Source organism: Pseudomonas sp. McL0111, from assembly GCF_052567255.1.
Genome location: NZ_CP199585.1, coordinates 2,931,441 through 2,946,203 on the forward strand (window position 1 = coordinate 2,931,441; position 14,763 = coordinate 2,946,203).

The window sequence follows — 14,763 nt, forward strand, 5'->3', positions numbered from 1 at the left end:
TCATGGGCGAGCACGATCTGAACAGGCGTCAATTCATCAAGACCGTCGGCGTGGCCTCGGTGGCTGCGGCGGCGTTGAGCATGCCCTTCATCCGGGCCAGTGCCAGCGACACACGTTTTGCCGGCAAGACCCTGCGCCTGTTGACCTGGTCCGACGACACCGGCCTGGCCGCCCTGCGCAACATTGCTGCAACTTTCGAGGCCAAGACCGGCGCCAAAGTGATTGCCGACCGTACCGGCAGCACCTCGGAAATGGTCGCCAAACTCAAGGCCGGTGGTGACCGTCCGCAATACGACATCATCACCCTCGCCGGCGTTGGCGCCGAAGGTCTGGCCGCCGCCGGACTGCTGGAAAAACCCGACCTCAACCGCATTCCCAACCTGGTCGATGTGCCGGAAAAATACCGCACCGGGGCCAATGGTCACGGCATCGGTTACCTGTTGTGGTGCAACAGTCTGGTCTACAGCACCCGTACCCAGAAAGAAGCGCCAACCAGTTACGCCGCGCTGTGGGATGCCGATCTGGCACCGAACATTTTCCTGCCGCCGCCGAACTGGACCGAAGCGATGGACCTGATCATCATCGCCGCGAAACTGGCCGGTGGTGACGAACACAACATCGAACCGGGCTTCAAGAAACTCGCTGAACTGAAGGATCGCGTAGTGACTCTGGGCGAAAACCCGAACCAGATCGCCGAACTGTTCCGTACCGGTTCGCTGGACATGGGCGGCCTGTATGCCCCGGCATTTTTCCCCAAGCAGATCCGCGATCCGAACTACGGCCTCGGCGCCACGTTTGGCATGAAGGAAGGTTTCTACACCGACCTGATGCTCTCGGTGATGCCGAAAAATCGTCCGGGCGACACCGATCTGGCGTACGACTTCATCGACCACTCTCTCGACCCGCTGGTGCAAGGGAAGATGGCCGAAGACATCTACAACGGCCCGGTCAACGCCAAGGCGATCATCTCCGCCGAAGCGCGCAAGAGCCCGTTCATTCTTACGCCGGAGCAGATTGCCGAGAAGGCGATCATGCACGACAACGCCTTCCTGGCCACCGTGCATGACCAATGGATTCGTCGTTATACGGAAATCTTTTCTTCCTGACCGAGAGTCGGACACAACCCTTGCGAGCCCTGCAAAAACCTGTGGGAGCGGGCTTGCCCGCGATGACGGCTTACCTGTTGAAGATGTTTTGACTGATAGCACGCTATCGCGGGCAAGCCCGCTCCCACAGGGGGCAAGGTGATTCGGGAAGTTGTGTTTGTCAGTTGCTTTCCATTGACGAGATCATTGCTATGGAACATCAATCCCTGAGCCAACCGGTCGGCGCACCTGATGTGCGGGCACCGCGTGGCATTTCGCCGACCGCCCGGGCGTGGCTTTTTCTCACGCCGTCGATGCTGTTTCTCGGCGTGCTGATCGCCGCCAGCCTGCTGGTGTTGCGCATGAGCGTTGGCACCAAGGGCGCGGAGTGGACCGGATTCAGCCTTGCCAGTTACGCGCAACTGCTTGAGCCCTATTACCTGAAATCCTTGCTGCTGACTTTGCGTCTGGCACTGATTAGCGCGCTGATCGCCGTGGTCCTGGCAATCCCGGTGGCGTACACCATGTCGCGGCTAACCTCGCCATTCGTGCGACGGATTTTCCTCGCGGCGGTGTTGCTGCCGTTGCTGGTCAATCTGTTGCTGCAAAGTTACGGCTGGCTGGTGATCCTCGGCCCTGGCGGCATGCTCAACCAGACCCTCATGGGGCTTGGGCTGATCAAGCGCCCGATCATGCTGCTGTACAACCAGAACGGCGTGCTTATGGGCTTGGTGCAAACCGCTTTCCCGCTGGCCGTGTTGCCGATTGCCAGCGCCATGCGCGGTGTCGCGCGCAGTTACGAAGAGGCCGCCGCGACCCTTGGCGCCAGTCGTTTTCAGGTGTTCCGCCAAGTGGTGTTGCCGATGAGTCTGCCGGGAATCATCACCGGTGCGACGCTGGTTTTCGCCTATAACGCCAGCAGTTTTGTCGTGCCGTTGTTGCTCGGTGGCCGTCGTGTGCCGATGCTCGCAGTGATGGTTCACGACCAGATTGCGCCGCTGATGAACTGGCCTGCCGCATCCGCCGCCGGGGTGGTGTTGATCATTACCACGCTGGCGATCATGACCCTTTCTGAATACTTCACCGGCCGTCGTCGGCGGGTGCTGGAGGCTTCGCAATGAGTGCCCTGATCAAGAAGCGTCAGTCGCTGTTGCCCGGCGACACCGGCAAGTTCGCCGGGATTTTGTCCGGGTTCATTTTGCTGCTGGCGGTGTTGCCGATCCTGACCATGATCGTGATGTCGTTCAGCGGTGCGTCGAACCTCGACTTCCCGCCGAGCAGCTACAGCCTGCAATGGTACAAAGCCGCCTGGCACACCTTTGCATCGCCGGACGCGAGCGATGTGCTGAGCCTTGGCCAAGCCATGAGCACCAGCCTGCTGGTGGCGTGCCTGACGATGGTTTTTGCCACGCTGATCGCGGTGCCGGCTGCCTATGCCCTGACGCGCTGTGAATTTCGCGGCAAGGCTGTGGCGATGCAACTGATGTCGCTGCCGCTGGTGTTTCCGATGGTGGTGCTGGGGCTGGCGTTGCTGCTGGTGTTCGACAGCCTGCCGTTTCACATGACCACTTCGCGACTGGTGATTGCCCACGTGATTCTGGCGTTGCCGTTTGTGGTGAAAAACTGCACCGCAGCGATGCTGTCCATCGGCACGGAAGTCGAAGAGGCCGCACAAATGCTCGGCGCTTCGCCGCTGCGGGCGATTGTCGATGTGGTGGTGCCGTTGATGAAGTCGGGGATTCTGGCGGGCATGCTGCTGGCGTTCATCGTCTCGTTCAACGAATTCACCGTGACCTATTTCCTCTACACCATCGACGTCATGACCGTGCCGATCTGGATGTACAGCCGCACCGTGTCATCGCTCGACCCCACCGTGTTCTCGTTTGCCGTGCTGATCGTGCTGATCGACTTCGTCCTGATCTGGGCGCTGGAGAAGCTGGTGGGCGAGGGCGGCGTTTCCTTCTGATTTGAGGTGCACTTCATGACTGGTCTGATTCTGGAAAACGTCGAGAAATTCTACGGCTCGGCTTGCGCGGTAAAAGACGTCAACCTGCATTTGCCGGAAGGCAAACTGGTGTGTTTTCTCGGCCCGTCGGGCTGTGGCAAAACCACGTTGCTGCGGATGATCGCCGGGCTCGAAACCCTGACCGGTGGCGAGATCCGCCTCGACGGCGAAGACATTGGCAACACCCCGGCGCACCTGCGCAATTTCGGCATGGTGTTTCAATCGCTGGCGCTGTTTCCGCACATGACCGTGGGCGAGAACATCGCTTATCCGCTGAAACTGCGCGGCGTGAGCAAGGCTGCTCAGCAGGCGCGAGTGGTGGAGTTGCTGGAACTGATCCAGTTGCAGGAAATGATTGATCGTCCGGTGGCAAAACTCTCCGGCGGCCAGCGTCAGCGCGTGGCGATTGCCCGGGCCATCGCCTCGCACCCGAAAATCCTCTTGCTCGACGAACCGCTGTCGGCGCTGGACGCCAAGTTGCGCGAATCGATGCAGGTGGAAATCCGTCAACTGCAACAACGCCTGAACATCACCACGATCATGGTCACCCATGATCAGCGCGAGGCGATGACCATGGCCGACATCGTCGTGGTGCTGGGTGAGCATCGGGTGCAGCAGATCGGTACGCCGATTGAAATCTATCGCCATCCGGCCAATGAGTTTGTCGCTGACTTTATCGGTTCGGGCAACATCTTTCCGGCCACTGCGCTGGGCGATGGCAAGGTCGGTTTGCCGGGCGGCGAGGCGCTGCAAGTGCCGATCTGCAGCAGCGTCGTGGTCGGGCAGAAGGTGAAAATGCTGATTCGTCCGGAAGACCTGCAACTGTCGCCACCTCAGGCCACAGCGGGTAATCGTCTGCTGGGCAAGGTGACGTTTGTGCGCGATATCGGCGCGACTATCGAGACCACGGTCGAGTGTTCCGGGGTGACGTTTACGGCGTTGAGTACACCGTGTCAGCGCTTTGGACTGGAAATCGGGCATCCGGTGTCGGTGACGTTGCCGGCGGAGGCGTGTCGGGTGTTGGCGGCCTGATCCGGACTCGGTGTTGGCTCTGCTGGCCTCATCGCCAGCAGGCTGGCTCCCACAGGTTTTGTGGTGAACAGAAGAATTCTGTACACCACTGAGCACTGTGGGAGCTAGCCTGCTAGCGATGGCGGCGATGAAATCATACAAAGTCCGGATCAGACCGAAAGACGCAACCGCGCCAGATCCCGCAACGGCGGCGCGCCAAACAGTCGGCTGTACTCGCGGCTGAACTGCGAGGGGCTTTCATACCCCACCCGATACCCCGCCGCCGACGCTTCCAGCCCTTCGGCCAGCATCAGTCGTCGCGCCTCTTGCAGGCGTAACTGCTTCTGATATTGCAGCGGACTCATCGCGGTCATCGCCTTGAAGCGGTGATGCAGCGTCGACACGCTGAGGTTCACTTCCTTCAGCGCTTTGGACTGGAAATCGGGCATCCGGTGTCGGTGACGTTGCCGTCGGAGGCGTGTCGGGTGTTGGCGGCCTGATCCGGACTCGGTGTTGGCTCTGCTGGCCTCATCGCCAGCAGGCTGGCTCCCACAGGTTTTGTGGTCAACAGAATAATTCTGTACACCACTGAGCACTGTGGGAGCTAGCCTGCTAGCGATGGCGGCGGTGAAATCATACAAAGTCCGGATCAGACCGACAGACGCAACCGCGCCAGATCCCGCAGCGGCGGCGCACCAAACAGTCGGCTGTACTCGCGGCTGAACTGCGAGGGGCTTTCATACCCCACCCGATACCCCGCCGCCGACGCTTCCAGCCCTTCGGCCAGCATCAGTCGTCGCGCCTCTTGCAGGCGTAACTGCTTCTGATATTGCAGCGGGCTCATCGCGGTCATTGCCTTGAAGCGGTGATGCAGCGTCGAGACGCTGAGGTTCACTTCCTTCAGCGCTTTGGACTGGAAATCGGGCATCCGGTGTCGGTGACGTTGCCGGCGGAGGCGTGTCGGGTGTTGGCGGCCTGATCCTTACTCGGTGTTGGCTCTGCTGGCCTCATCGCCAGCAGGCTGGCTCCCACAGGTTTTGTGGTGAACAGAAGAATTCTGTACACCACTGAGCACTGTGGGAGCCAGCCTGCTGGCGATGGCGGCGGTGAAATCATACAAAGTCCGGATCAGACCGACAGGCGCAACCGCGCCAGATCCCGCAACGGTGGCGCACCAAACAGTCGGCTGTACTCGCGGCTGAACTGCGACGGACTTTCATACCCCACCCGATACCCGGCCGCCGACGCTTCCAGCCCTTCGGCCAGCATCAGCCGTCGCGCCTCTTGCAGGCGTAACTGCTTCTGATATTGCAGCGGACTCATCGCGGTCATTGCCTTGAAGCGGTGATGCAGCGTCGAGACGCTGAGGTTCACTTCCTTCAGCGCTTTGGACTGGAAATCGGGCATCCGGTGTCGGTGACGTTGCCGGCGGAGGCGTGTCGGGTGTTGGCGGCCTGATCCTTACTCGGTGTTGGCTCTGCTGGCCTCATCGCCAGCAGGCTGGCTCCCACAGGTTTTGTGGAGAACAGAAGAATTCTGTACACCACTGAGCACTGTGGGAGCTAGCCTGCTAGCGATGGCGGCGGTGAAATCATACAAAGTCCGGATCAGACCGACAGACGCAACCGCGCCAGATCCCGCAGCGGCGGCGCACCAAACAGTCGGCTGTACTCGCGGCTGAACTGCGACGGGCTTTCATACCCCACCCGATACCCCGCCGCCGACGCTTCCAGTCCTTCGGCCAGCATCAGTCGTCGCGCCTCTTGCAGGCGTAACTGCTTCTGATATTGCAGCGGACTCATCGCGGTCATCGCCTTGAAGCGGTGATGCAGCGTCGACACGCTGAGGTTCACTTCCTTCGCCAGATCATCGATGCGCAACGGCTGCTCGAAGTTGCCGTTTAGCCATTTGATCGCCTGGCTGATGCGATGGCTTTGGCTGTTGGCAATCGCGATTTCATACAACCGATGACCCTGCGGACTGCGCAGCAGGCGGTAGAGAATCTCCCGACGAATCAGCGGCGCGAGCATGGCGATGTCTTTCGGCGCATCAAGCAAACGCGCCAGACGCAACACCGCGTCGAGCATTGCGCTGTCGATCTTTTCGACATACAAGCCGCGTCCGGTCGGGCGCGTCGGTACGCCCATCGGCCCGGCATCGGCAATCAGTGCGGTGATTTCTGCGGGATCGATATCCAGCCGCACCGCGAGGATCGGATCTTCTGGCGAAACATTGACCACGCGTCCGCTCAACGGCATCGAGACCGAGACCACCAGATAATTCAGCGGATCGTAATTGAAGAACTCATCGGCCAGCCGTACCTCTTTGCGACCCTGCGCCATGATGCACAGCGCCGGTTGCGCGAGCACCGGGGCGAAGTCGTGGGATTGCGAGTGGCGCGACATGAACAGCGAACCGACGGCAGTGGCATAACTGCCATCTTCGGCCGTGTTGCGGCGAATGATCGCCGCCAGTTCTGCACGCTGCTTTTCCATGTCGGCGTCAGGCGGGGCTTGAAAACGATCGAATGACGTCATGCACGGCATCCTCGGCAAGGGATGTGGAATGGAGCAAAGCATATGTTTGTGCAAGCGCGAGCGGTAGACACATCCTGCGAAATGCTTGCCTGATTCTGCATCGGGTTATGCATGTCGCCGCCGATCTAGCGGATGCGACCCAGACCTGCAGGAGCTGCCGAAGGCTGCGATCTTTTGATTTTTGTTTATAAGATCAAAAGATCGCAGCCTTCGGCAGCTCCTGCAGGGAACGTGTTGTTTCTGGTGCTGACGTGAGTTTCGCAGGATTGTGCAACGCGACGGCAGGAATCGACTAACGGCAGCCGCCGCCCGGCCCTTAATCTTGGACCCTGTCGCAGCCCGTCCCCCGGCTGCAACGCGACTCCCTGGGAGGGTTGAACATGTCGAAGCAGATTCCCGTCAGTCATATGGCCTTCGTTCGAGCGCGCGCCGGGCGCTCGGCGGAACTCGGTGTACGCCTGAGCGCGTTGATCGAACCATCCCGCGCCGCGCCCGGTTGCCTGAGCTTTGCCTTGCAGCATTCGCAATGTGATTCGGAGTTGTGGCTGGTCTCCGGTTTCTGGAGCAACCAGCAAGCGATGACCGCTTACTTCAACAGTCAGTCGATGCAGATTTTTTCCGAGCTGGTGCAAGACCTGGTGGTCAATAGCCTGGATTTTCACACCTTCAAGGATGTCTCGGCGGCGCAGGCGCTCGGGCAATGTTCGGCGCCGATACACAAACTCGCCGGTTGAGGGTTTAATGGCCAGCTTATTTGACTGAGCCGGGACCTGCGACATGGCACGTAAAGAGTTCGAACACTTCGAAGCGGTTTCCGCTGTAGTCCCCGTCGAGCTGGGTGGCAACAAGGGCTATCACGCCGCAATTGCCGTCAAAGCACTGGTCGATGGCGGTGCGCCACGCTTTCACAAACTGCTCGAAGAGCAGGTTTTCCCCGGCGCGATTGCCGCCGATGACGCCGCCACCCAAGAGCTGGATCGCCTCAAAGGCGTCACTGATGACGCCGAGTTGATCTGGTAATTATTTGCCGGCGCCCGGGCGCCACATCTTGAACAGGGCTTCTGGCCCCAGCTGGAAATAATCCGCCGGCCCGCCGCCGCGCAGAATCGGTTCTGCTGCGGCGGTGTCGTAGATCCCGTCCTTCAACAGCCATTTGGCGATATGCACGGCGACTACTTCGCCGAGAATCAGCCAGCTCGGCACTGTCTCGCCATCTGCCCGTTGCAACTGAATGATCTGCGTGACCTTGCACTCGAAGGACACCGGACTTTCGGCGACTCGCGGCACCGAAATCACCTTCGACGCTACCGTCGTCAGCCCTGCCAGTTGGAACTCGTTGACCTCAGGTGCGACCATCGCGCAGCTCTGGTTCATCTGTTCGGCCAACGGGCGGGTGGCGAGGTTCCAGGCGAACTCGCCGGTCTGTTCGATGTTGTTCAGGCTGTCTTTGCGCCCGACGCTGGAGAATCCGATGATCGGCGGAATGTAGTTGAACGCATTGAAGAAGCTATAGGGCGCCAGATTGAGATGACCTTCGCTGTTCTGCGAAGAAATCCAGCCGATAGGGCGCGGGCCGACGATGGCGTTGAACGGATCGTGGGGCAGACCGTGGCCGTTGGCGGGTTCGTAGAAATGGATGTCATCGGGCATGGCGGGCGTTCCTGGAGGGCGTTCGTGGATGAACAATAGTGCAAGCCAGCCCAGTGAAGATCAAATGTGGGAGCGAGCTTGCTCGCGAATGCGATGTGTCAGGCGACTTAGCAGTGACTGTGATGTACCGCATTCGCGAGCAAGCTCACTCCCACAGGATTTTGTGTGGTGATCATGATTTTGTCATCCCCCAGAAATGACTAAGCCCGGCCGAGGCCGGGCTGTGGAACAACTGCTGAGGATCAGCTGATGGCAGCAGCGGTGCCGGTTTTATCAAAACCATCGGCAGCGATAGCGGCGGCAGTACCGGTTTTATCGAAGCCGTCAGCGGCGTAGGTGCCGGACTGCACGTGTTCAACCGAAGCGCTCGCGCCGGAGATGAATTCGGCGGATTTGGTTTTGTCCGAACCGTCGGCAGCAAAGGTGTTGGCAGCCAGTACGGACAGGGTCAGGGCAAGGATCAGTTGGGTTTTCATCGTTGTTACTCCAGGTTTGTTGGCGATGTGTTTCGCATGGGTTTAATGCTACGCCAACTAAATTGATTAAAAAGCGCAAATTAATGCTAAAAACTATCGATTAACTAGATGTTAAGGGCGACGCATTTAATCGCATTCACGGAGGAGGGCGAACGTCGCGCAGGTAATCGATCAGGTGAGTGCAGGATGCTGGGCCAGCATTAATGGGGGATTAATCGCTGTTTTGGCGTGTGTGACAGATTTTTCATAGATTGCCGACCGGTTTTTCACTCGCGCAGCGCCAGTCTGTCCGCGGCCAGAAAACCAAGAACCGGCCGTCACACACTGGAGCTTTACCTGCAATGAATAAACTGCCTCAAATCACCCTGGCTTTCTGGGTCATGAAAATCTGCGCGACGACCCTCGGGGAGACCGCCGGGGATTTGCTGTCGATGACCCTGAATGTCGGTTACGCCATCAGCTCGCTGATTCTGATCAGCGTGTTCGTGCTGACACTGATCACCCAATTGATGGCGAAAACCTACAAGCCGTTGCTGTACTGGATCGTGATTCTGTCCACCAGCACCGCCGGCACTACCATGTCCGACTTCATGGATCGCACGCTCGGTCTGGGCTATGCCACCGGGTCGATGATCCTGATCGCGATTCTGCTGGCGATCTTCGCGGCCTGGCGCCTGAGCGGTGACTCGCTCAACGTCACCAAGGTGCAGAGCTTTCGCGGCGAGATGTTCTACTGGATGGCGATTCTTTTCTCTAACACCCTGGGCACGGCGCTCGGTGATTACCTGGCCGACGATTCGGGATTGGGCTTTGCCGGTGGCGCGCTGCTGATCGGCTCGACCATTGGTGTGGTGGTGCTGCTCAAATACTTCACGAAAATTTCGTCAGTGGTGCTGTTCTGGGTGGCGTTCGTGCTGACCCGGCCGTTTGGCGCGACCTTGGGTGACTTGATGACCAAATCCCATGAAAAGGGCGGTCTGGATTTCGGCACGATTGGTTCGTCGGCGGTGCTGGCGGGGATTCTGCTGGTGATGATCGCCGGGGCGGCGTATGCGCAGAAGCGTTATGGCAAGCCACAGGTTGCCGGGTTGACCTGAAACCGAGTCGTGGCATTCGCGAGCAAGCTCGCTCCCACAGGGTCAGGCGGTGAACACAGAATTTGTGAACACCGCCAATCACTGTGGGAGCTGGCTTGCCAGCGATGAGGCCATCGCAGCCACCTTTGCAGTGGCTGCGCACACCCGATCAGTCAGTCACGATACGCGAATGTTTCTGGGTGTCTTTCATGGTCACGTACACCAGCAGCGACACCGCGATGCACGCGGTCACGTACCAGTAGTAACCGGTTTCCATGCCGATGCTCTTGAACCACAGCGCGATGTATTCGGCGGTGCCGCCGAAGATCGATACGGTCAGTGCATACGGCAGGCCGACGCCCAGTGCGCGGATTTCGGTCGGGAACAGTTCGGCCTTCACCACGGCGTTGATCGAGGTGTAGCCGCTGACGATGATCAGTGCCGCCATGATCAGGAAGAACGCACCCCACCAGGTCTGGATGGTGTGCAGAGTCATCAGGATCGGCACGGTGAAGATCGTCCCCAGCACGCCGAAGGCGATCAGGATCGGACGACGACCGATCTTGTCCGACAGGCCACCGATGATCGGTTGTAGGCACATGAACAGGAACAGTGTGGCGGCAGAAATGGTGGTGGAGTCGGAGATGCTCATGCCGACGGTGTTCACCAGGTATTTCTGCATGTAAGTGGTGTAGGTGTAGAACGCCAGCGTACCGCCCATGGTCAGGCCGACCACGGTCATCAGTTCCTTTGGATGGCGCATCAAGGTGCGCATGGCGCTTTCCTTGGATTTCTCTTTCTTGGTGAACGACTCGGTCTCTTCCATGCCGCGACGCAGGTACAGCGCAACCACTGCACACAGCGCGCCGATGGCGAACGGAATGCGCCAGCCCCACGCGTACAACTGCTCGGTGGTCAGGGTCTGTTGCAGCACGATCAGCACGCCCAGCGCGATGAGCTGGCCGGAGATCAGGGTCACGTACTGGAAGCTGGAGAAGAAGCCGCGACGTTCCTTGGTCGCCATCTCTGACAGGTAAGTCGCCGAGGTGCCGTATTCGCCGCCGACCGACAGGCCTTGCAGCAGACGGGCGAAGATCAGCAGGATCGGTGCGCCGATGCCGATGGTTTCGTAGTTCGGGCTGAGGGCGATCAGCAGCGAGCCGAAGCACATCAGGTAGACCGAGGCCATCAAGGCTTTCTTGCGACCGACCTTGTCGGCGTAGAGGCCCATCAGCCAGCCACCAATAGGACGCATCAGGAAGCCCACGGCGAAAATCGCGGCGGTGTTCATCAGTTGCGCAGTGGAGGAACCGGCAGGGAAAAAGGACTTGGCGAAGTACAGCGAGAAGGCGGCGTAGACGTACCAGTCGTACCACTCGACCATGTTGCCGACCGAACCGCTGAAGATCGATTTGATTCGGCTTGCGGTGGTTCTTTCTTTGACCGGCACGGCAGCCGACCCAAGAGGCAGGGTGTTGGAGTTATCCATTGAAGGATCCTTCGTTTAATTGTTTTTGTGGAGCGCGTTGAAACGCAGCCTGCCGGGGCTATAGCAGGAGCTGTGCCAACCGGGAGAGGGGCGGTTTAGAGGGGGTTGCGGGAATGGGTGGGCGGAAATCCGCTTAAATCTGACTGGTAATGAGCGGAAAATTGCTCATTCAGAGTGATGGATCATTGTTGCCTGTGCCGGCCTCTTCGCGGGCAAGCCCGCTCCCACAGTGTTCAGTGGTGATCACTAATCTTGTGTTCAACACAAAACCCTGTGGGAGCGGGCTTGCCCGCGATGGGGCCCGATCAAACGCTGCAAAACTCAGCTGCCCGGAACAAACATCTCCCGACTCAACCCATGGCGCTGCATCTTTTCATTGAACGTACGCCGCGGCAGTTGCAGTTCTTCAAGCACCGCTTTCACATCCCCTTTATGCCGGGTCAGGGCGATGCGCAAACATTGCGCTTCGAACGCTTCTTGCTGCGCTGCCAGCGATTGCCCCGGATCAATCCCCGGTGCCGGCTCATCCAGCCCCAGCACCTGACGTTCGGCGACGTTCGCCAGTTCGCGCACGTTGCCCGGCCAGTCATGACTGAGCAGATGACTCAACTGCGCGCCGCTCAATGGCGGAAAACTGCGCCCGAGCCGCTCCGCCGCCTGACGCGCAAAGGTCTCGAACAATTGCGGAATATCTTCACGGCGCTCACGTAATGGCGGCAAGCGCAGCTCGGCGACGTTCAGGCGATACGCGAGGTCTTCACGAAAACGACCGGCCCGGGCTTCGTCGAGCAAGTCGGGTTTGGTCGCCGCGACGATCCGCAGATCAACGCGAATGCTCTGGTTCGAGCCCAACCGCTCAAGCTTCTGCTCCTGCAATACCCGCAGCAGTTTCACTTGCTGAGCCAGTGGCATGCTCTCGATTTCGTCGAGAAACAGCGTGCCGCCATCGGCGTATTCGAGTTTGCCGATGCGCTTGCCGGAAGCGCCGGTGAAGGCTCCGCTTTCGTGACCGAACAGCTCGGCTTCGAACAGTTGCTCGGGGATCGCCGCGCAGTTCAGCGCCACGAACGGCTTGTCCGCACGCGGGCCGAAGTCATGCAGACAACGCGCGACCAGTTCCTTGCCACTGCCGGTTTCACCACGGATCAGCACGTTGACCGGCAACGCCGCCAAGTCCAGCACCTGCCGACGCAAAGTCTGCAAACCACGAGATACACCGAGCAAGGTTGCATCGAGTTTGGCGCGGTTGTCCGCCTGCTCGTGCAGGGCACGGTTTTCCAGAACCAGCCGGCGCTTGTCGAGCGCCCGACGCAAACTGCCGAGCAGGGTTTCCGGGCTGAACGGTTTTTCCAGAAAGTCGTAGGCACCATCGCGCATCGCTTCGACCGCCATCGGCACGTCGCCGTGACCGGTCAGCAGGATCACCGGCAGGTCTGCATCACGACGCTGCACTTCGGCGAGCAATTCCAGGCCACTCAAGCCCGGCATGCGCACATCGCTGATGATCACCCCGGGAAAATGCGCGGGCAGCGCAGCGAGGCATTCCTCGGCGCGACTGAACAACTGCACTTCGAAACCCGACAGGCTCAGCCACTGTTCGACGGCATTGCGGATGCTGCTCTCGTCGTCGACCACGATTACTGAATTGAGCATCAGATGTGTGCCTCCAGATCGATCGGCAGGGTCAGGGTGAATACCGCGCCAGTGTCGGCATTTTCCGCACTCAGGCGTCCGCCGGACTCATGCACGATGGCGAAGGACACTGCCAGCCCCAGGCCTAGTCCGTCGCCCACCGGTTTGGTGGTGAAGAACGGGTCGAATACCTGAGCCAGATGTTCTTCGGCAACGCCGCCGCCATTGTCGCTGACGCTCAGACGCCACAGTTGTTCGTCGGCTTCGAGGCGGATTTCCAGACGTTTGCAGGTTTTGCCCTGCATCGCGTCGAGGGCGTTGCGCAGCAGGTTGATCAGCACTTGTTCGAGACGAATCGCGTCGCCACGCACCCACGCCGGACGAGTCAGGTGCAGCACCAGACTGACCTGCTCGTCACGCAGCCGCGCATCGAGCAATTGCAGCGCCTGATCGACCACGGTTGCCAGGTCCAGTCGCTCACGCAAACCACTTGGACTCTTGCGGGCGAAGGTTTTCAGGTGGCCGGTGAGGGCGGCCATCCGCGTGAGCATGTCGTCCACGGGCTTCAGCGCCTTGTAGGCATCGTCGACGCGGCCATGATCGAGCAGCAGGCGCAAGGTTGCGAGTTGCATGCGCTGCGCGGTCAGTGGCTGATTGATTTCGTGAGCCAGCGCTGCGGACATTTGCCCCAGCGCCGCCAGTTTGGCCGATTGCACCAGACCTTCCTGAGCGGTGCGCAGGTCGCGGGTACGCTCGTCCACCAGTTGTTCGAGTTCTTCGCGGCTGCGTTGGCGCATTTTGGCCAAGCGCCAGCGCTGGTTGAGGAACAGCAGCAAAAACACCAATGCCAGCCACACGCCGGCGGCGGCCAACCCGGCGTTACGCAAGTCTTCGAACGCCACTTGCGGGCGACGCAGCAAATGCAGAGTCCAGCCTTCGGCAGTCAACGGCAGGGATTCCCATAGATAGTCGGCAGTGCCTTGCGGGCCTTCGACGCGGGTCAGGTCGCTGTTTTCATCGAAGCGGCGCAAAGACAGATGAGTCAGCGGAACCAAGGTCTGTTTGTCGTACTGACGCGTGCTTTTGATGTCGGCGTGATCGCTGGCATTCAGTTGCTGCAACAGGCGATAGCGCCAGCCGGGCTGGTTGGCGATGAAGATGATGCCGCGTGCGTCACTCACCAGCAGGGTGTCGCTGCCCTGACTCCACTCGCGCTCCAGTTCGGGGAATTCCAGCTTGACCACCATCGCCCCGAGGAACTCGTCGTTATCGCCCAACACCGCGCGGGAGAGGAAGTAGCCGGGAATTCCGCTGGTTACACCTACCGCGTAGAAACGCCCGGTGCCCTGGGTGCGGGTCTGGCTGAAGTACGGGCGGAAACCATAGTTGTGGCCGACGTAACTGCTCGGCAGTCGCCAGTTGCTGGCAGCCACCGCGAGGCCGGTCCGGTCGAGCAGTTCGAGGGTCGAGGAGCGTGCCGCGCCGTTGATCTTTTCCAGTTTCAGATTCAGCGCGGCCTGTTCCTCGGCATCGACGGTGCCCGTCAGCGCCGAACGCAATTGCGGGTCCAGCGCCAGCACGGCAGGCAGTGCGCGATAGCGGTCGATCAGGGTGTGCAGGGAGGTGGCATACAACGCCAGTTGCTGACTGGCACGGGCAGCGTCTTCCTCCAGCGCCTGACGTTCGGCGTGGCGGATGGCCAAAGTCGCCGCGAGCACGGCTCCGGCGATGATCAGCAGGGTATACAACGACAGACGCAGGGTACGGGAAGTCGGCAGCATGCTGGGCGCAAACAGTCAGGA

The 14,763-nt window shown here is 60.0% G+C and carries 13 protein-coding genes and 3 pseudogenes; 7 read left to right on the forward strand and 9 right to left on the reverse strand.

Going from position 1 to position 14,763, the window contains the following annotated elements:
- Nucleotides 1-2: 2 nt before the first annotated feature.
- The 4 genes from ACTWLJ_RS13410 to ACTWLJ_RS13425 all read left to right on the forward strand — a co-directional run bounded on the left by ACTWLJ_RS13410 (nt 3) and on the right by ACTWLJ_RS13425 (nt 4,122).
- Complete coding sequence (locus tag ACTWLJ_RS13410) at nt 3-1,106, forward strand: ABC transporter substrate-binding protein (protein WP_445181151.1); 1,104 nt, start codon at nt 3-5, stop codon at nt 1,104-1,106.
- 191 nt (nt 1,107-1,297) lie between these two features.
- Nucleotides 1,298-2,206 (forward strand): ABC transporter permease, encoded by a 909-nt coding sequence (locus tag ACTWLJ_RS13415; RefSeq protein ID WP_401214201.1) that lies wholly within the window; start codon nt 1,298-1,300, stop codon nt 2,204-2,206.
- Nucleotides 2,203-3,051: an ABC transporter permease gene (locus tag ACTWLJ_RS13420; protein ID WP_445181152.1), complete on the forward strand. Its 849-nt coding sequence runs from the start codon at nt 2,203-2,205 to the stop codon at nt 3,049-3,051. The genes ACTWLJ_RS13415 and ACTWLJ_RS13420 overlap by 4 nt, the downstream gene beginning before the upstream one ends.
- A 15-nt stretch (nt 3,052-3,066) precedes the next feature.
- Nucleotides 3,067-4,122 (forward strand): ABC transporter ATP-binding protein, encoded by a 1,056-nt coding sequence (locus tag ACTWLJ_RS13425; RefSeq protein WP_445181153.1) that lies wholly within the window; start codon nt 3,067-3,069, stop codon nt 4,120-4,122.
- 149 nt (nt 4,123-4,271) lie between these two features.
- Here the strand turns inward: ACTWLJ_RS13425 and cmrA (ACTWLJ_RS13430) are convergent.
- The 4 genes and pseudogenes from cmrA (ACTWLJ_RS13430) to ACTWLJ_RS13445 form a co-directional block, all read right to left on the reverse strand.
- A pseudogene (cmrA, locus tag ACTWLJ_RS13430) lies at nt 4,272-4,517 on the reverse strand (AraC family transcriptional regulator CmrA); the annotation flags it as partial.
- 233 nt (nt 4,518-4,750) lie between these two features.
- Nucleotides 4,751-4,996: pseudogene (cmrA, locus tag ACTWLJ_RS13435) on the reverse strand (AraC family transcriptional regulator CmrA); the annotation flags it as partial.
- A 233-nt stretch (nt 4,997-5,229) separates the two neighbouring features.
- Nucleotides 5,230-5,475, reverse strand: a pseudogene (gene cmrA / locus ACTWLJ_RS13440) (AraC family transcriptional regulator CmrA); the annotation flags it as partial.
- Nucleotides 5,476-5,708: 233 nt separating this feature from the next.
- The gene (locus ACTWLJ_RS13445; RefSeq protein ID WP_445181154.1) at nt 5,709-6,638 is read right to left on the reverse strand and encodes an AraC family transcriptional regulator; all 930 of its coding nucleotides are present in this window, start codon (nt 6,636-6,638) and stop codon (nt 5,709-5,711) included.
- A gap of 380 nt (nt 6,639-7,018) precedes the next feature.
- On the opposite strand from ACTWLJ_RS13445, the gene ACTWLJ_RS13450 reads away from it, so the two are divergent.
- Together ACTWLJ_RS13450 and ACTWLJ_RS13455 are read left to right on the forward strand one after the other, a co-directional pair.
- Nucleotides 7,019-7,372 (forward strand): antibiotic biosynthesis monooxygenase family protein, encoded by a 354-nt coding sequence (locus ACTWLJ_RS13450; protein WP_445181155.1) that lies wholly within the window; start codon nt 7,019-7,021, stop codon nt 7,370-7,372.
- A 43-nt stretch (nt 7,373-7,415) separates the two neighbouring features.
- The gene (locus ACTWLJ_RS13455; protein WP_445181156.1) at nt 7,416-7,658 is read left to right on the forward strand and encodes a hypothetical protein; all 243 of its coding nucleotides are present in this window, start codon (nt 7,416-7,418) and stop codon (nt 7,656-7,658) included.
- Here the strand turns inward: ACTWLJ_RS13455 and ACTWLJ_RS13460 are convergent, their stop codons facing one another.
- Both ACTWLJ_RS13460 and ACTWLJ_RS13465 read right to left on the reverse strand, forming a co-directional pair.
- Entirely contained in the window at nt 7,659-8,288 is a 630-nt protein-coding gene (locus ACTWLJ_RS13460) for a flavin reductase family protein (RefSeq protein WP_445181157.1), read from the reverse strand. It lies immediately after the preceding gene.
- 242 nt (nt 8,289-8,530) lie between these two features.
- Nucleotides 8,531-8,764: a hypothetical protein gene (locus ACTWLJ_RS13465; protein ID WP_445181158.1), complete on the reverse strand. Its 234-nt coding sequence runs from the start codon at nt 8,762-8,764 to the stop codon at nt 8,531-8,533.
- 341 nt (nt 8,765-9,105) lie between these two features.
- Here ACTWLJ_RS13465 and ACTWLJ_RS13470 point away from each other — a divergent pair, with 341 nt between their 5' ends.
- Nucleotides 9,106-9,861, forward strand: a complete 756-nt coding sequence (locus ACTWLJ_RS13470) for a COG4705 family protein (protein ID WP_445181159.1) — start codon at nt 9,106-9,108, stop codon at nt 9,859-9,861.
- A gap of 148 nt (nt 9,862-10,009) precedes the next feature.
- On the opposite strand, the gene ACTWLJ_RS13475 is transcribed toward ACTWLJ_RS13470, so the two are convergent.
- The 3 genes from ACTWLJ_RS13475 to ACTWLJ_RS13485 form a co-directional block, all read right to left on the reverse strand.
- Nucleotides 10,010-11,329, reverse strand: a complete 1,320-nt coding sequence (locus ACTWLJ_RS13475) for an MFS transporter (protein ID WP_445181160.1) — start codon at nt 11,327-11,329, stop codon at nt 10,010-10,012.
- Between the two features lie 321 nt (nt 11,330-11,650).
- A complete protein-coding gene (locus ACTWLJ_RS13480; RefSeq protein WP_445181161.1) occupies nt 11,651-12,982 on the reverse strand; it encodes a sigma-54-dependent transcriptional regulator in 1,332 nt (443 codons plus the stop codon).
- Nucleotides 12,982-14,742 (reverse strand): ATP-binding protein, encoded by a 1,761-nt coding sequence (locus ACTWLJ_RS13485; protein ID WP_445181162.1) that lies wholly within the window; start codon nt 14,740-14,742, stop codon nt 12,982-12,984. Before ACTWLJ_RS13485 ends, ACTWLJ_RS13480 begins: the two co-directional genes overlap by 1 nt.
- Nucleotides 14,743-14,763 lie beyond the last annotated feature (21 nt).